Annotated in this window: 22 protein-coding genes and 1 riboswitch; of the genes, 13 read left to right on the top strand and 9 right to left on the bottom strand. The window is 70.7% G+C overall.

The window, feature by feature from the left end; all coding sequences use genetic code 11:
• Window positions 1-12: 12 nt before the first annotated feature.
• Both AB0H93_RS38680 and AB0H93_RS38675 read left to right on the top strand, forming a co-directional pair.
• Window positions 13-714, top strand: coding sequence for a DUF742 domain-containing protein (locus tag AB0H93_RS38680; RefSeq protein WP_358580544.1), 702 nt, complete (start codon window positions 13-15; stop codon window positions 712-714).
• On the top strand, window positions 695-1,291 hold the full coding sequence (locus AB0H93_RS38675) for an ATP/GTP-binding protein (protein WP_358580541.1): 597 nt from the start codon (window positions 695-697) through the stop codon (window positions 1,289-1,291). Before AB0H93_RS38680 ends, AB0H93_RS38675 begins: the two co-directional genes overlap by 20 nt.
• Before the next feature lie 75 nt (window positions 1,292-1,366).
• On the opposite strand, the gene AB0H93_RS38670 is transcribed toward AB0H93_RS38675, so the two are convergent.
• Together AB0H93_RS38670 and AB0H93_RS38665 are read right to left on the bottom strand one after the other, a co-directional pair.
• On the bottom strand, window positions 1,367-1,798 hold the full coding sequence (locus tag AB0H93_RS38670; RefSeq protein ID WP_358580539.1) for a PPOX class F420-dependent oxidoreductase: 432 nt from the start codon (window positions 1,796-1,798) through the stop codon (window positions 1,367-1,369).
• Window positions 1,799-1,942: 144 nt separating this feature from the next.
• On the bottom strand, window positions 1,943-4,195 hold the full coding sequence (locus tag AB0H93_RS38665) for a helicase-associated domain-containing protein (protein ID WP_358580537.1): 2,253 nt from the start codon (window positions 4,193-4,195) through the stop codon (window positions 1,943-1,945).
• A 188-nt stretch (window positions 4,196-4,383) separates the two neighbouring features.
• Here AB0H93_RS38665 and AB0H93_RS38660 point away from each other — a divergent pair, with 188 nt between their 5' ends.
• The 4 genes from AB0H93_RS38660 (at window position 4,384) to AB0H93_RS38645 (ending at window position 7,959) form a co-directional block, all read left to right on the top strand.
• Window positions 4,384-4,569: a hypothetical protein gene (locus tag AB0H93_RS38660; RefSeq protein ID WP_358580535.1), complete on the top strand. Its 186-nt coding sequence runs from the start codon at window positions 4,384-4,386 to the stop codon at window positions 4,567-4,569.
• A gap of 293 nt (window positions 4,570-4,862) precedes the next feature.
• Entirely contained in the window at window positions 4,863-6,320 is a 1,458-nt protein-coding gene (locus tag AB0H93_RS38655) for an NAD-dependent malic enzyme (RefSeq protein ID WP_358580533.1), read from the top strand.
• Window positions 6,321-6,415: 95 nt separating this feature from the next.
• Window positions 6,416-6,889 (top strand): cyclic pyranopterin monophosphate synthase MoaC, encoded by a 474-nt coding sequence (gene moaC, locus AB0H93_RS38650; RefSeq protein ID WP_358580531.1) that lies wholly within the window; start codon window positions 6,416-6,418, stop codon window positions 6,887-6,889.
• 155 nt (window positions 6,890-7,044) lie between these two features.
• On the top strand, window positions 7,045-7,959 hold the full coding sequence (locus AB0H93_RS38645) for a molybdenum cofactor biosynthesis protein MoaE (RefSeq protein ID WP_358580529.1): 915 nt from the start codon (window positions 7,045-7,047) through the stop codon (window positions 7,957-7,959).
• Between the two features lie 287 nt (window positions 7,960-8,246).
• Here the strand turns inward: AB0H93_RS38645 and AB0H93_RS38640 are convergent, their stop codons facing one another.
• Window positions 8,247-8,849 carry a TetR/AcrR family transcriptional regulator gene (locus tag AB0H93_RS38640; protein ID WP_358580527.1) on the bottom strand — a complete coding sequence of 201 codons (603 nt, stop codon included), beginning with the start codon at window positions 8,847-8,849 and terminating at the stop codon, window positions 8,247-8,249.
• Window positions 8,850-8,962: 113 nt separating this feature from the next.
• On the opposite strand from AB0H93_RS38640, the gene AB0H93_RS38635 reads away from it, so the two are divergent.
• Entirely contained in the window at window positions 8,963-9,799 is an 837-nt protein-coding gene (locus AB0H93_RS38635) for an SDR family NAD(P)-dependent oxidoreductase (RefSeq protein WP_358580525.1), read from the top strand.
• 428 nt (window positions 9,800-10,227) lie between these two features.
• Here AB0H93_RS38635 and AB0H93_RS38630 read toward each other — a convergent pair whose 3' ends face one another.
• The 3 genes from AB0H93_RS38630 to moaA form a co-directional block, all read right to left on the bottom strand.
• Window positions 10,228-10,851, bottom strand: coding sequence for a transglycosylase family protein (locus AB0H93_RS38630; protein ID WP_358580522.1), 624 nt, complete (start codon window positions 10,849-10,851; stop codon window positions 10,228-10,230).
• A 1-nt stretch (window position 10,852) separates the two neighbouring features.
• Window positions 10,853-11,013, bottom strand: a riboswitch (cyclic di-AMP (ydaO/yuaA leader).
• 567 nt (window positions 11,014-11,580) lie between these two features.
• On the bottom strand, window positions 11,581-11,874 hold the full coding sequence (locus AB0H93_RS38625) for a MoaD/ThiS family protein (RefSeq protein WP_358580520.1): 294 nt from the start codon (window positions 11,872-11,874) through the stop codon (window positions 11,581-11,583).
• 4 nt (window positions 11,875-11,878) lie between these two features.
• A complete protein-coding gene (moaA, locus tag AB0H93_RS38620) occupies window positions 11,879-12,937 on the bottom strand; it encodes a GTP 3',8-cyclase MoaA (RefSeq protein ID WP_358580518.1) in 1,059 nt (352 codons plus the stop codon).
• Between the two features lie 184 nt (window positions 12,938-13,121).
• Between moaA and AB0H93_RS38615 the strand changes: the two genes are divergently transcribed.
• The 5 genes from AB0H93_RS38615 (at window position 13,122) to AB0H93_RS38595 (ending at window position 17,021) form a co-directional block, all read left to right on the top strand.
• Window positions 13,122-13,523 (top strand): TOBE domain-containing protein, encoded by a 402-nt coding sequence (locus AB0H93_RS38615; RefSeq protein WP_358580515.1) that lies wholly within the window; start codon window positions 13,122-13,124, stop codon window positions 13,521-13,523.
• Window positions 13,520-14,275, top strand: a complete 756-nt coding sequence (gene modA / locus AB0H93_RS38610; RefSeq protein WP_358580513.1) for a molybdate ABC transporter substrate-binding protein — start codon at window positions 13,520-13,522, stop codon at window positions 14,273-14,275. Before AB0H93_RS38615 ends, modA begins: the two co-directional genes overlap by 4 nt.
• Window positions 14,276-14,353: 78 nt before the next feature.
• Window positions 14,354-15,145 carry an ABC transporter permease gene (locus AB0H93_RS38605; RefSeq protein ID WP_358580511.1) on the top strand — a complete coding sequence of 264 codons (792 nt, stop codon included), beginning with the start codon at window positions 14,354-14,356 and terminating at the stop codon, window positions 15,143-15,145.
• Window positions 15,142-16,230, top strand: coding sequence for an ATP-binding cassette domain-containing protein (locus AB0H93_RS38600; RefSeq protein ID WP_358580508.1), 1,089 nt, complete (start codon window positions 15,142-15,144; stop codon window positions 16,228-16,230). Before AB0H93_RS38605 ends, AB0H93_RS38600 begins: the two co-directional genes overlap by 4 nt.
• 26 nt (window positions 16,231-16,256) lie before the next feature.
• Window positions 16,257-17,021: an HAD-IIA family hydrolase gene (locus AB0H93_RS38595; RefSeq protein ID WP_207954447.1), complete on the top strand. Its 765-nt coding sequence runs from the start codon at window positions 16,257-16,259 to the stop codon at window positions 17,019-17,021.
• A gap of 3 nt (window positions 17,022-17,024) precedes the next feature.
• Here AB0H93_RS38595 and AB0H93_RS38590 read toward each other — a convergent pair whose 3' ends face one another.
• The 3 genes from AB0H93_RS38590 to AB0H93_RS38580 form a co-directional block, all read right to left on the bottom strand.
• Window positions 17,025-17,297 carry a hypothetical protein gene (locus AB0H93_RS38590; protein WP_235883676.1) on the bottom strand — a complete coding sequence of 91 codons (273 nt, stop codon included), beginning with the start codon at window positions 17,295-17,297 and terminating at the stop codon, window positions 17,025-17,027.
• Between the two features lie 82 nt (window positions 17,298-17,379).
• Entirely contained in the window at window positions 17,380-17,775 is a 396-nt protein-coding gene (locus tag AB0H93_RS38585) for a YccF domain-containing protein (protein ID WP_358580505.1), read from the bottom strand.
• A 268-nt stretch (window positions 17,776-18,043) separates the two neighbouring features.
• Entirely contained in the window at window positions 18,044-18,832 is a 789-nt protein-coding gene (locus AB0H93_RS38580; protein WP_358580502.1) for a PhzF family phenazine biosynthesis protein, read from the bottom strand.
• 117 nt (window positions 18,833-18,949) lie between these two features.
• Between AB0H93_RS38580 and AB0H93_RS38575 the strand changes: the two genes are divergently transcribed.
• The coding region (locus AB0H93_RS38575) for an AMP-binding protein (RefSeq protein WP_358580499.1) at window positions 18,950-20,649 on the top strand (1,700 nt) is incomplete at its 3' end.

Raw genomic sequence — 20,649 nt, 5'->3', positions numbered from 1 at the left:
GGGGAGCTCGCCATGAACACCGGTTCCGAGCCCAGCTGGGACGGTGACCTGTTCCGCCTCTACAACAAGCGGCTGAGCGCCGAGTCCTGGCAGGACGACTTCGTCGACGACGGCGCCGCCGACCAGGCCGGCGAGTCGATCGGCGGGTACGACCGGGCGCTGTTCGGCGGCCCGGGCGCGGACCTGTTCGGCTCCAGCTACAACTCGGTTCCCGAGGTCGCCGGTCCCCCCAGGCCGGCCGACAGCGGGCCGCCATCGGTGTCGATGCCGTCGATCTCGCAGTCGATGTCGCCGATTTCGCAGTCCATGCCGTCGATCTCGGGGTCGATGCCGGCGATCCCGGCCATCGATCCGCAGGAGTCCGACGGCTTCGACGGCGGGTCGTTGGTGCGGCCGTACGCCCGCACGCGTGGGCGAACCCGCACCGATTATGATCTTGCTATCGAGACGCTGGTGACCACCAGCGAACGCGGTCGCACCCAGGCGACCCAGACCAGGGCCGAGCACCGCTCGATCTCCGAGCTGTGCATGGAGGCTCGTTCGGTGGCCGAGGTGGCCGCGCACCTGCGCCTGCCGTTGGGCGTGGTTCGGGTGCTGATCGGCGACATGGCCGACACCGGCCTGGTTCTGATTCATGACAGTGGCATGGTCGTTGGTGATCGGCCGTCCATGGAGTTCTTGGAAAGGGTGCTCAGTGGGCTTCGCAGGCTCTGATCCCCGATCGAATGCGGCCGGCCAGAAGACCTCGACGAAGATCGTGGTCGCCGGTGGTTTCGGGGTCGGGAAGACGACTTTCGTCGGCTCGGTGTCCGAGATCGTGCCGTTGACCACCGAGGCGGTCATGACCGAGGCGAGCGTCGGGGTCGACGACCTCAGCGCGACGCCGGGCAAGGTCACGACCACGGTGGCGATGGACTTCGGCCGGGTCTCGCTGGATTCGGACTTGATCCTGTACCTGTTCGGCACGCCCGGCCAGCACCGGTTCTGGTTCATGTGGGACGACCTGGTGCGCGGCGCGATCGGCGCGGTGGTGCTGGTGGACACGCGGCGGCTGGCGGACGCGTTCGCCTCGATCGACTTCTTCGACGACCGCGGCCTGCCCTACATCATCGCGGTGAACACCTTCGACGGCGTTCTGCACCACCGCCAGGAGGACATCCGGGAGGCGCTGACGATCGACGCCTCGGTCCCGATGATCACCTGCGACGCCCGGAACCGCGAATCCACCAAGCACGCCCTGATCACCCTGGTGGAGCACGCCATGCGCCAGCGCATGGCCACAGCACGCTGATCTCGCAGCGCTCGTGAGCGTTTTGGATCGCCGTGGCGATCCAAAACGCTCACAAGCCCTGACCTCGGTGCTCCGTCAGCGGATGTCGGCGCCGTACACGCGCTCGACCGCGATCGTGATGAGCACCCGGCGATCGGACACCATCACCGACCGGTACTCGTCCCAGTCCGGGTGCTCCCCGGCGGCCTTGCGGTAGTAGTCCACCAGCGCCTCGACCTCGGGGCCGTGCGGATCGGTTCCCGGCCGGGTGAGCGTCGCGGTGCCCTCGGCGGTGGCCCACGTCATGCCGTCGGGGCCGGTGACCTCCAGCGCGGCGCGCGGATCCCGGCGCAGGTTCGCCGTCTTGGCCAGCCCCTCCCGCGTCGAGATGTGGATGGCCCCGGATTCCTCGTCGTAGAAGGGCATGACGGGGGAGAGCTGCGGGCGGCCGTCCGACTTGATCGTCGCGAGGACGCCGAGCCGGCTGTCCGCGAGCAGCGCGCGCGGGTCGAACGGTGTGCTGGTCATGGTCGAACCTCCGAAGGCTTGCGGAACCGCTCGATCATCGCCGCGCGACCGTCCCCGCGCAGGGACTCGGCTTCGAACGGATTGGTCGTCACGGCACGATCATCGACCTTCACATCGATGTGAAGGTCAAGGGGAAGACCGCGATCAGTCCTCGACGAGCGCGACGGACATGATCCGGTGCAGCGGGAAGTTGCCCACCTCGTCGCTGCTGGTGTCGACGCCCTGCAGGATCCCGCCGCCGACGCGCACCGGCCGCACCACGCGCTGGCTCCGCACTCCGTGCGTGTCGACGAACCCCAGCCACACGCTCCGCTGCTGACGCGCCGCGTCGCGCAGCAGCTGCAGCGTCGCCTCGGCGCTCGGCCGCCCGCGTTCGGGGCTCACGGCGCTGCCGCGCCGCGCCGTCCCCGCCCGGTCGCCGGCTCGCAGCTGCGCCACGAGCTCGCCGAGCTGCTCCCCGCTCGGCCCGGCGATCGCCACCGGCGGAGCCGGGCGGCTCTTGCCGCGCACGCGCCGCCCGCTCTCCCGGAGGTCGAGCACGTTGCCGTCCGGGCCTTCGGCGACCGGCGAGAACCCGGCCGCGCGCAGCACGGCGACCACGTCGGCCAGCGGCAGCGGGCTGACCAGCACGGTGGGCGCGATGCGCCGGAGTTCGAGCTCTTCGGCTCCGGGCTTGGCCAGGATTTCGGCCAGCAGCAGCGGATCGTCGCAGCGCAGGAAGGCTGCGGCGGTGCCCGCGCGGAGCCGGCCGTGGCGGCGCGCGACGTCGTCGATGAGGTAGGTCAGCGACTGCGGGATCGGCGTGCGCGAGCGGGTCCGGAACAGCGCGTGCAGGTCGTCGGCGGTGTAGCCGGCGTCGAGGGCGCGCCGGATGCTGCCGTCGCCGACGCGGTAAACCGTTGCGCTGCCAGCGGATTCGACGTCCGCGACGAGCTTCATCTCGATGGCGAGGTCGGGTTCGAGGCGGCCCGGCGCGACGATGGTGAGGTCGGCCTGCACCAGCACGTGGTCGAGCGGTTCGGGCAGCGCGTCGGCGAGCTGGCGGGCCGCCTCGGCGGCGCCGTCGGCGAGCAGGACGCGTCCGGCGGTGGTCAGCGCGTGCAGCGCCACGACGCCGAGGGCGGTCGCTTCGGCGAGCGTCCAGCGGACCAGGTCGTCGCGCAGCCGGCCGCCGCGGCGCGGCGCGCGCCAGCCGAGCACGGCGGCGACGTCGTCCGGCCGGGCGCCGTACCCGCCGGGCAGTTCGTCGAGGTAGTCGAGGATGCGGCGGCGGTCCTTCGGCGCGAGCGGCTGGCGCAGGTCTTCCGACAGCGGGTTGAGCAGCCGGTCCTTCTCGTCGCGGGCGCCGACCAGGCCCGGCAGGCGCGGCAGGTCCAGCCAGGCCTGGGCCAGCGCGGCCCAGCGCTGCTCGGGCGGCGAGGCCAGCCAGGTGTCGGACTGGATGGTCGGCACCCACTGCGGTTCCGCGCCCTCGCTGTTGGCGATGAGGTTGGCCGCGACCGCGACCTCCACGAGCAGGCCGAGGAGGTTCTCGTCGATCTCGATGGCCTTGGCGGTGCGGCGCAGGTCGCGCACCCCGACCCCGCCGGAGCGCAGCACGTCGGGCGGTTCCTCGCCCCAGGCGTTCAGCAGCCCTTCGACGTGCCGCAGCAGTTCCAGCGCCGCACCGCCGGCCGTGTTGTCCACAGTGGATTGATCGGTGCCCGCCAGGTCCGGGATCGGCTCGTCGGGTTCGACCGCACCCATCGGCCGGTCGCCGCGCACGGCCAGCGCGAGCTGGCGCGGCAGCTCGACGGTCTCCGCGTCGCGCCGCAGCAGCAGGCCCTTGGCGAGCAGCCGTTGCACCGGGTTGGTCGCCTGCTCCAGCGGGACCTGCTTGGCCGCGTCCTTGGTGCGCCCGATCGGCGCCCCACCGGCGAGCTTCTCGACCAGCCGCCGCTCTTCCTCTCCGAGCTCGGCCAGTGCGGCTTCCGCCGCGGCCTCGGTGAGGTCTTCGGCCGGGCGTCCGAGCCCGGCGGGGAAGGTCGGCAGCGCCTCTCGCGCGGCCGAGGGCACGGCGAGCTCGGCGTCCTCGCCCCAGGCCAGCGCGAGGTCGCGCAGCTGCGCGATCGACCGGCGGGCGCGCTCGACCGTGACGTCCGGGCCGAGCATCGCGGCGACGGCGTCCAGCGACACCGGCGCGTCGTCGGCGTCGAGCAGCACCAGCGCTTCGAGCGTGGCGAGGGCGAAGGAGTCGAGGTCCTCGCAGGCCCGCGCGACCGACGAGCGCACGCCGAGCCGCGTCGCCAGCACCGAGGTGTCGGCCGGCGGCGGGGTCGCGAGGTCGGGCCGAGCGCGAAGCAGCGCGACCAGCTGTTCGTCGCTGCGCTCCCGCAGCCAATCCGCCAGTGATGACATCGGCTCCACGATACCCAGCCGGGCAGCGCCGGCGGGCCGTCTCGAATGCCGGGCGGCCGCCCCGGTGGGACATGCGTCGCAGGCCGCGCGCCCGCCGGAACGTTGCGCTGCGCACCCTTGGGTGAGGTTCGGGGCCCGATCCGGCAAACTGGAAGTGCACCGTAGCCGGAATGCCCAGGAGGAACGACGTGGCCGGCAAGACCAAAAAGGACCGCATTGACCCGTCTTGGCCGAAGGTCGCCGACGGCGAACACCCGGTGAGCGAGTTCCTGGCCGACATCCAGGGCGCGCTGTCGCCGTACGGCGACACCACCTTCCCGCTCCGCCAGGACGCCGTTCCCTACGTCCACCCGGTCACGCGCATCAACAAGTGACCCCCCTGCCGGCATCCGCCCCAGCGCGGATCGGCGATCGCCCGTAGACCCGCTCCGTCGTGGCCGTGCCGCTTCGGGGCGGGTTTTGTCAAGGGGAACCGGCCGGTAACGGGACCGGACGTCGCTCACACTCGGGAAAGTTTTAGGCTTTTTCGTGCTGGGTGAAGTTCCGGTCGCTTAGCGGGCCCGAAGGGCTTGCACCCCGGATGAGCGATCTGCTGCGACGGCCCCCGGGCCGCCCCGGGGACGGCACCCGCCAAGTCCATAGCCGATCAGCTCGACAGGGGTGTGCCATGCCGGTTCCAGGTCCGGGTTATTCGATCACCGTTCGCGTCGAGGCCCCGCCGTCGACGACCGCGGCGGGCGACCTGACCAGCGCGATCGGTCGCGCCGGCGGCGTCATCACGGCGTTCGACGTCGTGGAGTCGCACGCCGACCGCATCGTCGTCGACATCACCTGCAACGCGCTGTCGGCCGACCACGCCAACGACCTCGCCGAGGTCCTCGGGACGCTGCCCGGCGTCCGGGTCCGCAAGATCTCCGACCGGACCTTCCTGGTGCACCTCGGCGGCAAGATCGAGGTCAACTCGCGGGTCGCGCTCAACAACCGCGACGACCTCTCCCGCGCGTACACGCCCGGCGTCGCCCGGGTCTGCACCGCGATCGCGGACAACCCGGAGGACGCGCGCCGCCTGACCATCAAGCGCAACGCCGTCGCGGTGGTCACCGACGGCTCCGCCGTGCTCGGCCTGGGCAACATCGGCCCGGAGGCCGCGCTGCCGGTGATGGAGGGCAAGGCCGCGCTGTTCAAGAAGTTCGCCGGCGTCAACGCCTGGCCGGTCTGCCTGGACACCCAGGACACCGAGGAGATCATCCGCGCCGTCGAGCTGATCGCCCCGGTCTACGGCGGCATCAACCTCGAGGACATCGCCGCGCCGCGCTGCTTCGAGATCGAGGCCCGGCTGCGGGAGAAGCTGAACATCCCGGTCTTCCACGACGACCAGCACGGCACCGCGATCGTGGTGCTGGGCGCGCTGCGCAACGCGCTGCGCGTGGTGAACAAGGACATCACCGACTGCCGTATCGTGGTGTGCGGCGTCGGCGCCGCCGGTTCGGCGATCATCCGCCTGCTGCAGCACAAGAAGCCGGCCGACATCATCGCCGTCGACATCGACGGCATCGTCCACACCGGGCGCGGCGACACCGACCCGAACCTGCAGTCCATCGCCGCGGGCACCAACAAGGACGGCCGCACCGGCACGCTGTCCGACGCGGTGCGCGGGGCGGATGTGTTCATCGGCGTGTCCGCGCCGAACCTGCTCACCGCGGACGACGTGGCGACCATGAACACCGACGCCATCGTGTTCGCGCTGGCCAACCCGGACCCGGAGATCGACCCGCTGGAGGCGCAGAAGTACGCCACCATCGTGGCGACCGGCCGCAGCGACTACCCGAACCAGATCAACAACGTGCTGGCGTTCCCCGGCGTGTTCCGCGGCCTGCTGGACGCGCACGCGCACAAGATCACCGACGAGATGATGATCGCGGCGTCGAACGCGATCGCCGACGTCGTGGACGGGGAGCGGCTCAACGCCTCGTTCATCGTGCCGAGCGTGTTCGACTCGGCGGTGGCCCCGGCGGTCGCGGAAGCGGTGAAGAAGGCGGCGATCGCGTCGAAGGACGGCGACCCGGAGCCCAACGGCGGCGGAACCTCTCTGCCGTGGTCCATGGCCGAGGACGTCGACTACTGATCCACCGAGGTGCGGGGCGTCCTCTGCCGGGGGCGCCCCGCACTCGTGTTCTCGGGCCGCGATGGGCGGCGGGCCCGACGGACTAGGCTCGGGGCATGGCGCAGGACGAGCTCACGCATGTCGACGAGGCGGGTGCCGCTCGCATGGTCGACGTCTCCGGCAAGCAGCCCACCGCCCGCATCGCGGTCGCCAGCGGCGTAGTGCGCACGACGGCCGAGGTGGTCGCCCTGCTGCGCCGCGACGGGCTGCCGAAGGGCGACGCGATCGCCACCGCGCGGATCGCCGGGATCATGGCCGCGAAGCGGACCCCGGACCTCATCCCGCTGTGCCACCCGATCGCGATCTCGGGCGCCAAGGTCGAGCTGGAGCTCGGCGAGTCGGAGGTGCGGATCACCGCCACTGTGAAGACCACCGACCGCACCGGCGTCGAGATGGAGGCGCTGACCGCGGTGGCGGGCGCCGGCCTCACCCTGCACGACATGATCAAGGCGGTGGACCCGGCCGCGGTCCTCGACGAGGTCCGGGTAGAACGCAAAGAAGGCGGCAAAACCGGCACCTGGACCCGCTGACCACCCCGCAGTTCCGCGGTTTCAATTGAAACTGCGGACAGGGCGTCGGTGCGGTGTGCCACGGAGCGGGCGCGCTTGAGGCCATGTCGGTCGGTCGCGGAAGATGGCCCTGCGGCGGCCGAGCGGACTCCGGCGCCAACACACAGGAGGTCTCCATGACGAGGACAGCGCGAGTGATCGCCGCGTCCAACCGCGCCTCGGCCGGCGTCTACCCCGACCGCACCGGCCCGGTGATCGTCGAGTGGTTGCGCGGGCGCGGCTACGAGGTGCCGGACCCCGTCGTGGTGCCGGACGGCGACCCGGTGGGCGAGGAGCTGCGCCGCGCGGTCGCCGCCGGCGCGGACGTCGTGATCACCACCGGCGGCACCGGGATCAGCCCGACCGACCGCACGCCCGAGGTCACGGCGGCGGTCCTGGACTACCCGATTCCGGGACTGGCGGAGGCGATCCGCTCGGCGGGCCTGCCGGAGGTCCCGACGGCGGTGCTCTCCCGCGGACTGGCCGGCGTCAGCGGCCGGACGCTGATCGTGAACCTGCCCGGCTCGCGCGGCGGCGTCAAGGACGGGCTCGGCGTGCTGGACGGGGTCCTGGACCACGCCGTCGACCAGCTGCACGGCGGCGACCACGCGGCGCCGAACCGGGCGGTGGCGGACGTCCTGCGGGCAGACGTGACGGAGCAGGTGATCGACGTCGACGACCTGGCCAGGTCGGTGGAGCACCGGGCGGCGGGCGCCGTGGTGACCTTCGGCGGGGTGGTCCGCGACCACGACGGCGGACGCGGTGTCCGCGAGCTGGAGTACGTCGGGCATCCCAGTGCGTCCGACGTGATCGCCGAGGTGGCGCAGGACATCGCAGCGCGCTTCGAGGGCGTGCGCGCCGTCGCGGTGTCGCACCGGATCGGCCTGCTCAAGATCGGCGACGTGGCGCTCGGCTGCGCGGTGGCGGCGGAGCACCGCAAGCAAGCGTTCAGCGCCTGCTCGGAACTGGTTGACGAGGTGAAGCGGCGGCTGCCGATCTGGAAGCGCCAGGTCTTCGAGGACAACACCGAAGAATGGGTCAACTGCCCTTGATTGCATTCCGGGCTCGTCTTGCGTGGCGGTGCGGGTGGCGGCCCCCCTGCGGGAGTTGCTGCGGTCTTCTCGCTGTGGGATCCCCGGCTCATGAATGACCAATTCACCACGTCGGGGCTGTCCTCGCGAGAAGACCCCTGAGAACCCGCGGCGGTGCAAGCTGCGGGGGTGGGCTAAGCGGCTGCGCCGCTTCAAAGACGAAGAACTCGTACGGTGGCCGACGCTTGGAAGCGCTGTTCCGGCCCGGTGAGCCTCCCGATTCTGCCTGAAATCGGGATCTCCGCCCGTCACTCCGGGCGGAAGGCGCGGAGCGCCGCGTCGACCAGGGCGTCGGCGAAGGCGTCGTCGAGCGGGCCGGAGCGCAGCAGCCAGCGCTGGGCCAGCGGGGCGTACAGCACCTCCAGGAACAGGTCCAGGTCCGCATCGGCCGCGAGCTGGCCCGCGCGCTGGGCGCTGCGCAGGCGCTCCTTCTTCGCTTCCTCCACCGGCGCGGCCATCTTCTCGCGGTAGATCGCGGCCAGCTCGGCATCGTTGATGATCTCGGTGTTGAGCGCCCGGATCGGCGCCTCGAACTCGGGGTCGGCGAACTCGGCCGCCGTCGCGCGCAGCACGGTCTTGAGGTCCGCCTCGATGTCGCCGGTGTCCGGCAGCGCGATGCCCTCGCCGTCCGCGCCTTCGCTGAGCGCCAGCAGGGAATCGAAGACGACCGCGCCCTTCGACGACCACCAGCGGTAGATCGTCTGCTTGCCGACTCCGGCGCGGGCGGCGATGGCCTCGATGGACAGCTTGGCGTAGCCGACCTCGGCGATGAGTTCGCGGGCCGCGGTCAGGATCGCCACCCGGGACCGCTCGCTGCGGCGGGTCACGTCCGGCGTCTTCCGGGATGCCATGCCCACACAATACGCGCGACGAGACGGTCCGTCTTGACAGCCTGCGGGCGGGTGGTGCATGCTCGAGAACAACGAGACGGACCGTATCGTCTCAAATGTTTCGAGGAGTGCCCGTGCAACACGCATCCACCGGATTCGGACCCCGCACCTGGTTCATCACCGGCGCCTCTCGCGGTCTCGGGCGGGCGTTCACCGAAGCCGCGCTGGCGGCGGGCGACCGGGTGGTCGGCGTCGCCCGCGACATCACGCCGCTGGAGGAGCTCGTCGACGTCTTCGACGGCCGCCTGGTCGCGTTCCCGCTCGACGTCTCGGACCGCGAGGCCGTCTTCGCGGGCGTCGAGCGGGCGATCGCGGCCTTCGGTCGCCTGGACATCGTGGTGAACAACGCCGGCGGCGTCCTGCTCGGCATGATCGAGGAGCTCACCGAGGAGCAGGCCAGGGCACACCTGGACACCAACTTCTTCGGCGCGCTGTGGGTGAGCCAGGCCGTCGTCCCGCACCTCCGAGAGCGGCGCTCGGGCCACATCCTGCAGGTGTCCTCGATGGGCTCGGCCGGCGGCTTCGCGGCGACGGGCATGTACGGCGCGGGAAAGGCGGCGCTGGACTCGATGAGCGAGGCGCTGCAGATGGAGGTCGAGCGGTTCGGGATCAAGGTGACGATCCTGCAGCCGGGCGGCTATGAGACCGACCTGTTCACCCGCGGTCTGACGCAGACGGTGGAGCACGAGGCCTACGAGCCGCTGCGCGAATGGCTGGCCGGCCTGTGGGTGGAGTCGGAGGACTTCGACCCGGCGAAGGCGGCGGAGGTGGTGCTCCACGTGGTGACCATGGCGGAGCCGCCGAAGCGCCTGATCCTGGGATCGGCGGCCTACGACATGGTCGACGGGATGACCAAGGCCATGACGGCGGAGCTGGCCAAGTGGGAGCACCTCAGCCGCCGGGCCGAGTAAGAGCGGCGGCTGTCAGACCGGGGCCGTCAGTTCTCTTAGACCGGGGCCGGGAGTTCTTTCTGCTGTAGTAGCGGCGGTTTGGGACGTGCTGGGGTGAGTAGGGCGGCCTTTTGTCTTTGACGCGGCGAAGCCGCTCCTGCGCAACCGGCACCGCCGCGGGTTCACGGTGCCCGCCCCTGCGGGGTTCTCCCAGCGAGGACAGCCCCGACGCGACGTATTGGACATACGTGTGTCGGGGATCCCGGAGTCGAGAAGACCCCTGAGGTTCCGCTACTCGCACCGCTTCGCAGAACGAGCCGGAAAACAAGAAAAAGACGGAACCCCCGCCGCTGGGGGGTGCGGTGGGGGTTCCGAGAGGTGCGGAGCACGTGCCGTGTCGGGGGGTACGACACGTACTCCTCGCCGGCCGGCTCAGCCGACCGACCAGATCACTTGATGTCGAGCTGCTGGCCCGGGAAGATCAGGTTCGGGTCGTTGATGATGCTCGAGTTGCGCTGCGCGATGTCCTGGTAGGTCACGCCGAACTGCTCGCCGATCTTGCTCAGCGTGTCACCGAGCTGGACCGTGTAGTCCGCACCGTTGGTCTTCACCGTCGGCTTCGGCGTCTGGGTCTTGACCTTGGTCTCGGTGGTCTTCTTCGGCGTGGTGGTCTTGGTCGTGACCTTGGCGGTGACCTTGGTGCCGCCGCTGGTCCAGTTCAGCTTGGCGGTGCAGCCCGGCCACGCGTTGGCGCCCTGCGAGGCGAGGACCTTCTCGGCGACGGCGATCTGCTGCTCGCGGGTCGCCTGGTGCGCGCTGCTGGCGTACTGGGTGCCGCCGTAGGCCGCCCAGGTGGACGCGCTGAACTGGAGTCCGCCGTAGTAGCCGTTGCCGCTGTTGATGCTCCAGTTGCCGCTGCTCTCGCACTGGGCGAGCTTGTCCCAGTTCGGGGCCGCGTTGGCGGGGGCGGCGATCGCGATCGGGGTGGCGACCACCGCGCCGGCGACGGCGACGCGGGCCAGGGTGCGGCCGGTATTGGAAGGCTTGCGGTGCTTGCCTTGGTAGCGAGCCATGTTCCTCTCTCCTGCCGCGCCTGCGAGGTCAGCTGTCGGGTTCGGGCTGAGAGGCAGCCCGGCCGACTCGGGGGAGCCGGCTTCACCCCTAGGGCTTCGGGGAGCCCGGGTGTTGGGTCCCCCGCCCCTGTCCGGTTTTCTTCGTTTCGGGGTCTGGAAGCCCGCCGGACAGGGTTCGGCGCTGCGAGCTTCCGCTCCTTGCTGATCGGTTCGGGGCCGACCGAGGAGCGACACTACGTAACCATCGAGGAGATCGGAAACCTGAGATCATGTGACGCTGGTCACGTAACAACTGGGGTCAATGCTCCGATCCGGGGTGTTTGCGCTGATCAGAGCGTCGTTATCAAGTCGTTTCCAGGCCGATATCGATCACCGTAAGTGAGTCGTGGGTCACCTCGTTGCTCCCTCCGGGCCACCCTCGTCGCAGCGGTTCGCCGCTCGGGCGGCCCGTCCGGGTTCTCGCCCAGGCGTGCCATGACTCCACCGTGGTGGTCGCGAAGAGGATTCGCGTCAATGCGCACGGTAGTGATCTGTGTAGCTAGATCAGGGACTGTTAAGGCTGCCGAAGGACACGGCGCGTGAGTCAAGATCGACATGCTCGGAAGCGAGACCGAAATGTCACCTGGCCGAGCGTGTACGACACGCCGACGCATGTTGTATTCGCGTGCGCGCGCACGCCCGCGCGCGCAGTAATGCAGTGTCGCCCCGAGGGGCCGCTGAAGAGGGGGTTCAGCCGCCTGCGAACGGCGGGAGGACGTCGAGGGTGGCGTCGTCGGGGACCGCGATGCCGCGGTCCCGGACGGCGACTCCGTCGAGCAGGAAGCTGCACGCGGGCAGCACGTTCGCCAGCTTCTCGTCGTGCCGGCCGAGCGCGGCGGCGATGACGTCCGCAGCGGTCACGGCGGCGCCGTCCGGGCGCGTGACGTGCACCGTTTCCTCCGGGACCCCGGCGGCCGCGCGGGCGCCCGCGAAGTAGCGCACCTGCACCGCCACGGTCCCGATCTGCTCCGGCAGAGCCGTCATCCGGTCAACCCCCGATTGCGCTCATCGGCCGGGACGGCTGTGCGAACTCGCCCGAATCCATCCCGTGCCCGGCGGCCTTGGCCCACATCGTCTCCTGCCACAGCCGGATCAGTTCGGCGTCCTCGGCCCCGGTCCGCATCGGCCCGCGCAGGTCCGTCTCGGTCGTCGAGAACAGGCACGAGCGCAGCTGGCCATCCGCGGTGAGCCGGGTCCGGTCGCAGGCGGCGCAGAAGGGCCTGGTCACCGAGGCGATCACGCCGACCGTCGCAGGCCCGCCGTCGACCAGCCAGCGCTCCGCGGGCGCGGAGCCGCGCTCGGCGACGTCCGGGGTGAGGGCGAACTCGCTGCCGAGGCGGTCCAGGATCTCCTCGGCGGTGATCATCTGGCTGCGGTCCCACTCGTGCTGGGCGTCCAGCGGCATCTGCTCGATGAAGCGCAGCTGGTAGCCGCGCTCGATGCAGAAGCGCAGCAGGTCGCCGGCCTCGTGGTCGTTGATCCCGCGCATCAGCACCGCGTTGACCTTGACCGGCTCCAGCCGCATCTCCTTCGCCGCGGCGAGCCCGGCCAGCACGTCGTCCAGCCGGTCGCGGCGGGTGAGCTGCTTGAACACGTCGCGGTCGAGGGTGTCGAGCGAGACGTTGACCCGGTTCAGCCCGGCCCGCACCAGCGGTTCGGCGAAGCCGCCGAGGTTGATGCCGTTGGTGGTCAGCGAGGTCGTCGGGCGGCTCGGCAGCGCCGCGGTCGCCGCGATGACGTCCACCAGGTCCTGCCGCAGCAGCGGCTCGCCGCCGGTGAAGCGCACCGTGGTGACGCCCAGCTCCTCCACGGCGATGCGGATCAGCCGGTTCATCTCCTCGGTGTCGAGGAGTTCCGCGCGCTTCAGCCAGGGCAGGCCCTCGGCGGGCATGCAGTAGGTGCAGCGCAGGTTGCACTTGTCGATGAGGGAAACGCGCAAGTCGGTCGCAATGCGGCCGAACCGGTCCACCAGCCGGGTCGTGTCCGGACGTGCGGACGTGTCGGTCGTGCGGCGCACGAGCGGGATTCCCAGGTCCACCGCGGTCACCCCACGACCCTAGCGCTTAGCGGGAGGGGATTTCGATCGCGCGGCCCCAATTTGTGCGGAATCGCCGAGTGATCCGCTGCGGCGTCCGGAGTGGTCGGAGGAAGGCACAAAGTCGTTGCAAGATCCGTGTTTGCGGGCAATTTCGCTGGTTTTGCACGCAGCTGCGGAAGTAACGTGGGCGGCTGTGCCGCACTATCGGATTTCGGAGGCCGCCGGACTGCTCGGCGTCAGCGACGACACGGTGCGCCGGTGGGTCGATGGCGGACAGCTGCCTTCGGAGCGGGACGCCGCCGGCCGGCGAACCGTGGACGGCGCCGCGCTCGCCGAGTTCGCCCGCGCCCAGGCCCGCTCGACGCCGGACCCGTCCGGCATCGGCCGGTCGGCGCGCAACCGGCTCGTCGGGCTGGTCACCGAGGTGATCTCGGACCGGGTCATGTCGCAGGTGGAGATCCAGTGCGGCCCGCACCGGATCGTCTCGCTGATGAGCACCGAGGCGGTGCGCGAACTCGGGCTGGTGCCGGGGGCGCTGGCGGTCGCCGTGGTCAAGTCGACCAACGTCGTGGTGGAAACACCGGGAGAAGGATGATGTCGAAGCTCAAGATGATCGTCGGCGCGCTGGTGGCGCTCGTGGTGCTGGCCGGGTGCGGTCAGGCCGGGCAGCAGGCCCAGCCGCAGCGCACGCTGACCGTGCTCGCGGCCGCGTCCCTCACCGAGTCCTTCGACGAGCTCGGCACCCGGTTCACCGAGCAGCACCCCGACGTGCGGGTGCAGTTCGACTACCAGGGCTCGTCGACGCTCGCCGAGCAGATCAAGCAGGGCCGCGCCGCGGACGTGTTCGCCTCGGCGGACACCAAGAACATGGACAAGGTGCGGGACCTGGTCGGCACGCCGGAGGTTCTCGCGACGAACCAGCTGACGATCGTGGTCCCGCCGGGCAACCCGGCCGGGATCGCCTCGCTCGCCGACCTCGCGGCTCCCGGCCGGACGGTCGTGGTCTGCGCGCCGCAAGTGCCGTGCGGATCGGCCACGCAGAAGGTGGCGCAGGCCTCCGGCGTGCAGCTGAAGCCCGCCAGCGAGGAGGACGACGTGAAGTCGGTGCTGCAGAAGGTCGTTGCCGGTGAGGCGGACGCCGGGCTGGTGTACGTCACCGACGCGAAGGCGGCCGGGGACAAGGTGCAGGCGGTGGACTTCCCGGAGTCTCAGCAGGCGATCAACACCTATCCGATCGCGACGATCACTGCCGCGCCGGAGGCGCAGCTGGCGGCGGAGTTCATGGCGTTCGCGCGCGGCCCGATCGGCCGCGAGGTCCTCGGCAAGCACGGCTTCGGCGCTCCGTGAGCAGTGCTCCGTCAGGTGTGGACCGTCCGCAGTTTCAATTGAAACTGCGGACGACCCGGGTGTGAGGTGAGGTTTCAATTGAAACTGCGGGTATCCCAGGTGCCGGTGGTGCTGTGGGTGCCTGCCGCGCTCGCGCTGGCGCTCGTGGTCCTGCCGGTCCTGGGGCTCCTGACGCGCGTCGATCCCGCGCGCCTGCCGGAGCTGCTGCTCAGCCCGGCCGCGCTCGACGCCCTGCGGCTCTCGGTGATCACCGGGCTGATCTCCACCGCGCTCGCGCTGCTCCTGGGCGGCCCGCTGGCGCTGGTGCTCGCGAGGTCCCGCATGCGCGGGCTCCGCGTGGTGCGGGCCTTCGTGCTGCTGCCGCTGGTGCTGCCGCCGGTCGTCGGCGGCCTCGCCCTGCTCTACCTGCTGGGCCGCACCGGTCCGATCGGGCAGCTGCTGGACGTCGTGGGAATTCGCTTGCCCTACACGACAACCGCCGTGGTGTTCGCGCAGACGTTCGTCGCGATGCCGTTCCTCGTGGTCGGCCTGGAAGGCGCGCTGCGGACCGCCGGCGGGCGGTACGAGCAGGTCGCCGCGACGCTGGGCGCCGGGCCCTGGCTGACGTTCCGGCGCGTCACCGTGCCGCTGCTGCTGCCCGCGCTCGGGTCGAGCCTGGTGCTGACCTTCGCGCGGGCACTGGGGGAGTTCGGCGCGACGATCACCTTCGCCGGTAGCTTGCAGGGCACCACCCGGACCCTGCCGCTGGCCATCTACACCACGGCGCAGTCCGATGTGGACGCTGCGGTCGCGATGTCGTTGCTGCTGGTGGTGGTCGCGCTGCTGGTGATCGTGGTGGCCCGGCCCAAGGCGGTGGAGGGACGGCTGTGAGCGGATTGCGCGCCGACATCGAGTTCCGGCGCCCCGACTTCACGCTGCGCGCGGAATTCGAGGTGGCGCCCGGCGAGGTCCTGGCGGTGCTCGGGCCGAACGGGGCGGGCAAGTCGACGCTGCTGTCGGTGCTGGCCGGGCAGCTCGTCCCGCACCACGGGCGCGTCGAGCTGGACGGCACCGCATGGCTGGACACCGAGCGCGGGATCAACGTGGCGACGCACCGTCGCGGTGTCGGGCTGCTCGCGCAGAACGCCCTGCTGTTCCCGAACCTGACGGCGCTGGAGAACGTCGCATTCGGACCGCGCGCGGCCGGTGTCCGCAAGACCGAGGCGCGGGAGGCTGCCGGGCGCTGGTTGTCCGAGGTGGACGTCGCCGAGCTGGCGGCGCGCAGGCCCGGGCAGCTCTCTGGCGGTCAGGCGCAGCGCGTGGCGCTGGCCCGGGCGCTGGCGGCGAATCCGCGGTTGCTGCTGCTCGACGAGCCGCTGGCCGCGCTCGACGTCGACGCCGCTCCGGCCATGCGCGGGCTGCTGCACCAGGTGCTGCGGCGGCAGGAGAAACCGACCGTGCTGGTCACCCACGACGTGCTGGACGCGGTCGTGCTCGCCGACCGGCTCCTGGTGATGCTCGACGGCTGCGTCGTCGAGCAGGGCCCGACCCGCGAGGTGCTGGCCCGCCCGAAGGAGGCGTTCACGGCGCGGGTGGCCGGGCTGAACCTGGTGCCCGGGGTAGCAGCGGCGGACGGCGTTTCCTTCGGCGACAGCACGATCAGCGGCCGGATCGCCGAGGAGCTGGAGCAGGGCGAAGCCGCTGCTGCGGTGTTCGCGCCGTCGGCCGTCGCCGTGCACCGCGAGCGCCCGCACGGCAGCCCGCGCAACGCGATCCCGGTGCGGTTGGCGGCGCTCGAACCGCGCGGCGACGTCGTGCGGGTGCGCGGCGTGGTGCGGGACTGCTCGCTGGCCGCCGACGTGACCCCGGCGGCCGTCGCCGACCTGCGGCTCACCCCGGACGACGAGGTCTGGTTCGTGGTGAAGGCCGCCGAAGTAGCAATTCACCCCACATCAGGTGGATCATCTGGGGCGTGACTGAGCCATCCCCCTGGACGTACCTGATGGACATGGACGGCGTGCTCGTGCACGAGGAGCACATGGTGCCGGGCGCGGACGCCTTCGTGGCGGCGCTGCGCGAGAACGGCATCCCGTTCATGGTCTTCACCAACAACTCGATCTACACCCCGCGCGACCTGCGCGCCAGGCTGTCGCGCACCGGCCTGGACGTCCCGGAGGGCGCGATCTGGACCTCCGCGCTGGCGACCGCGCAGTTCCTGGAGAAGCAGCGGCCCGGCGGCACGGCCTACGTGGTCGGCGAGTCGGGGCTGACCACGGCGCTGCACAACATCGGCTACGTGCTGACCGATCGCGATCCGGACTACGTCATCCTCGGCGAGACCCGTACCTACAGCTTCGAGGCGATAACCAAGGCGATCCGGCTGGTCGAGGGCGGCGCGCGGTTCATCGCCACCAACCCCGACGAGAAGGGGCCGAGCCGGGAGGGCACGCTGCCCGCCACCGGTGCCGTCGCCGCGCTGATCGAGCGGGTGACCGGCCGCGCGCCGTACTACGTGGGCAAGCCGAACCCGCTGATGATGCGGTCGGCGCTGCGCCACCTGGGCGCGCATTCGGAGAACACGCTGATGATCGGCGACCGGATGGACACCGACGTTCGGTCCGGCCTGGAATCGGGCATGCAGACGATCCTGGTGCTGTCCGGGATCTCCGACGAGCACACCGCGGACCTGTTCCCGTACCGGCCGACGAAGGTGATCAACTCGATCGCCGACCTCACCGGTCACGTCCTGGATCCGTTCAAGGCCTGATCGCTACGACGGCGTCGCGGGCGGGGCGGGTTTCGGCACTGCGATGGCGCTGGTGACCTGGTTGAGCTCGTCGGCCAGGCGCTCAGCGGCATCGCGCACGAGCTCGGCGCGGCGGCTCAGCGAGCCCGACCAGTGGCGCTGCGCCGCCGCCAGGCGGTCGAGCAGGTCCGCCTGCAGCCGCAGCCGTTCGACGTGCGCCCAGTCCTGCCGTGCCGGACCGCGGAAGGCGCGCTCGATCGCCGCCGCGACCCGCTCCAGCTCCAGTTCCGTGATCATCCGAATCCCCAAGTCGCCGATTCCCTATGACTGTGGGACTGCATTGGGCCGATCGGTCGTACGCCGATGTGCCGTACGTCACCTAGTGCATGAATGCGTACGCGTCGTCGGCGTCCACGATGCGCTTGCCCAGCGGCAGCAGCGAGACCGGGACGAGCTTGAAGTTCGCGATGCCCAGCGGGATGCCGACGATCGTGACGCACAGGGCGATGCCGGTGAAGATGTGCCCGAGCGCCAGCCACCAGCCGGCCAGCACCAGCCAGAGGACGTTGCCGATACCTGCCATCGCGCCCGAGGTGGGCTCGTCGACCAGCCGCCTGCCGAACGGCCACAGCGCGAAGTTGGCCATCCGGAAGGACGCGATGGAGAAGGGGATGCCGATGATCGTGATCGCCAGGATGACCCCGGCGACCGCGTAGCCGAAGGCCATCCAGAACCCGCAGAGCACCAGCCAGATGATGTTCAGCAGCAACCGCATGCCTCCACGGTGCCAGCCTCACATCCCGGCCGCCGAACCGAGGTAGTGGATCACACACCGGACCGTCTCGCAGGTGTGCTCCGAGCGGGTGGTCCCGCAATTTCAATGGAAATCGGACCTCTGATTTCCATTGAAATTGCGGAAGTTGTCCACAGGCACCGGTGTGTCGTGGTGTGACACGCCGATGGGGTGCAGTTTCAATTGAAACTGCGGTGGATCGGACCAGGCCGTGGATCGGACCAGGCCGTGGGTCGGGCCAGGTGGTGGGTCAGACGAGGAGGTCGCCGCTGAGGACCGTGACCGCGCGGCCGCGGAGGCCTACGCGGTTTCCGCGGAGGGCCATCTGGACGATGCCGCCGCGCTGGGACGCCTGTTCTCCGACGAACGTCGTGTCGTGCTCGTCCTTCCCGAGCTTCGCCGCCCACCAGTTCGCCAGCGTGCAGTGGGCAGAGCCGGTCACCGGGTCTTCCGGGATGCCGACCTGCGGGGCGAACACCCGGCTGACGAAGTCGATGCCCGGTCGGTCTCCCGGCGCCGTGATGATCACCCCGCGCGATGGGACGTCCGCCAGCATCGCGAAGTCCGGCCGCACCGCGCGGACCTCCGCGGCGGATGCGGCGAGCGCCAGCACCTTGGTCTCGCCCTCCGCGGCCTCCTCGATGGTGATGCCGGGCAGCCCGGCGGCCAGCGCCGACGGCGGCTCCACCGGCTCGGCGCGGTCGACCGGGAAGTCCATCTCGATCCAGCCGTCGCCCTGCGCGGTGCAGGTGAGCACGCCGCTGCGGGTGTCGAAGCGCTGGTCGCCGCCGAGCACGTGCGCCGTCGCCAGGGTGGCGTGCCCGCACAGCGGCACCTCGGTCGAGGGGGTGAACCAGCGCAGCGGCTTGGGTTCGCCCTCCGGGCCGCCGGTCATGACGAACGCCGTCTCGGAGTGCCGCAGTTCGGCAGCGACCGACTGCATCCACTCGGTCTCGGCAGGGGCGTCCAGCAGCACGACACCGGCGGGATTGCCGGCGAAGGCGCTGTCGGTGAAGGAATCCACGACGAAAGCACGCATCCCTGAACGGTACGCAACCCCGGGCCGGCCACTACCCGCATCCGGGGGTGGCCGACGGGCGTCCGGCCAGGACAAGATGGGTGACCTGCATCACTGAGTTTTCGGGAGGTCGTCGACGTGGATGCCGTCGAACCAGCTCAGCCCAGCTACGCCTCGGGCATCTCGGACGTGCCGCTGTTGGGCGACACCATCGGCGAGAACCTCGACCGGATGGCGGCGCGCTTCCCCGACCGCGACGCGCTCGTGGAGTTCGCGACCGGGCGCCGCTGGTCCTACCGCGAGTTCGTCGCCGAGGTGGACGCGCTGGCGGTGGGCCTGCTGGACGCCGGGATCGGCAAGGGCGACCGGGTCGGGATCTGGGCGCCGAACCGCGCCGAGTGGACCACGACCCAGTACGCGACGGCGAAGATCGGCGCGATCCTGGTCAACATCAACCCGGCGTACCGGGTGCACGAGCTGGAGTACGTGCTCAACCAGGCCGGGGTGCGGCTGCTGGTGTCGGCGCGGTCGTTCAAGTCGTCGGACTACGTGGCGATGGTGGAGCAGGTGCGGGCGAAGTGCCCGGGCCTGGAGCAGGTGGTGTTCCTGGATTCCCCGGAGTGGGCGGAGCTGGCCGGCGGCTCCGGCGATCCGCAGCGGCTGGCGGCGATCCGGCTGTCGGCCGACGACCCGATCAACATCCAGTACACCTCGGGCACCACCGGTTTCCCGAAGGGCGCGACGCTGTCGCACCACAACATCCTGAACAACGGGTTCTTCGTCGGCGAGCTGTGCGGCTACACCGAGGCCGACCGGGTGGCGATCGTGCCGCCGTTCTACCACTGCTTCGGCATGGTGATGGGCAACCTGGCGTGCACCAGCCACGGGTCGGCGATGGTGATCCCGTCGGAGGGCTTCGACCCGACGGCGGCGCTGTCGGCCGTCGCCGCGGAGCGCTGCACCTCGCTGTACGGGGTGCCGACGATGTTCATCGCCGAGCTCGACCACCCGGACTTCGAGTCCTTCGACCTGTCCTCGCTGCGCACCGGGATCATGGCCGGCTCGCCCTGCCCGGTGGAGGTGATGAAGCAGGTCATCGGCCGGATGGGGATGGGCGAGGTGTCGATCTGCTACGGCATGACCGAGACCTCGCCGGTGTCGACGCAGACCCGCGCCGACGACTCGCTGGAGCGTCGGGTGTCCACGGTGGGCCGGGTCGGGCCGCACCTGGAGATCAAGATCGTCGACCCGGCCACCGGTCTGACCGTGCCGGTGGGCACGCCGGGCGAGCTGTGCACCCGCGGCTACTCGGTGATGCTCGGCTACTGGGAGCAGCCGGAGAAGACCGCCGAGGTGGTGGACGCGGCGCGCTGGATGCACACCGGCGACCTCGCCGTCATGGACGAAGACGGCTACGTGAGCATCACCGGCCGGATCAAGGACATGGTCATCCGCGGCGGCGAGAACGTCTACCCGCGCGAGATCGAGGAGTTCCTCTACACGCACCCGGACATCCTCGACGCGCAGGTCATCGGCGTCCCGGACGCGAAGTACGGCGAGGAGCTGATGGCCTGGGTGCGGCTGCGCGAGGGCGCCGCGTCGCTGACCGCCGAGGCGCTGCGCGAGTTCTGCGCCGGCAAGCTCGCGCACTACAAGGTCCCGCGCTACGTCCACGTCGTCGACGAGTTCCCGATGACGGTCACCGGCAAGATCCGCAAGATCGAGATGCGCGAAACCGCGAAGTGCCGCCGGAACACCCGGGACTGCGGCATCCGCAGTCGTGACCGCTCGGCCGGAGGAGCAGAATGCGCTCATGTCTCTCGGCAGCGTGATCACCG

Source organism: Saccharopolyspora sp. NPDC050642 (assembly GCF_040654735.1).
Classification (GTDB): domain Bacteria; phylum Actinomycetota; class Actinomycetes; order Mycobacteriales; family Pseudonocardiaceae; genus Saccharopolyspora; species Saccharopolyspora elongata.
The sequence above is the reverse complement of the archived record's forward strand: the minus strand, read 5'-3'. Positions and strand labels throughout refer to the sequence as shown.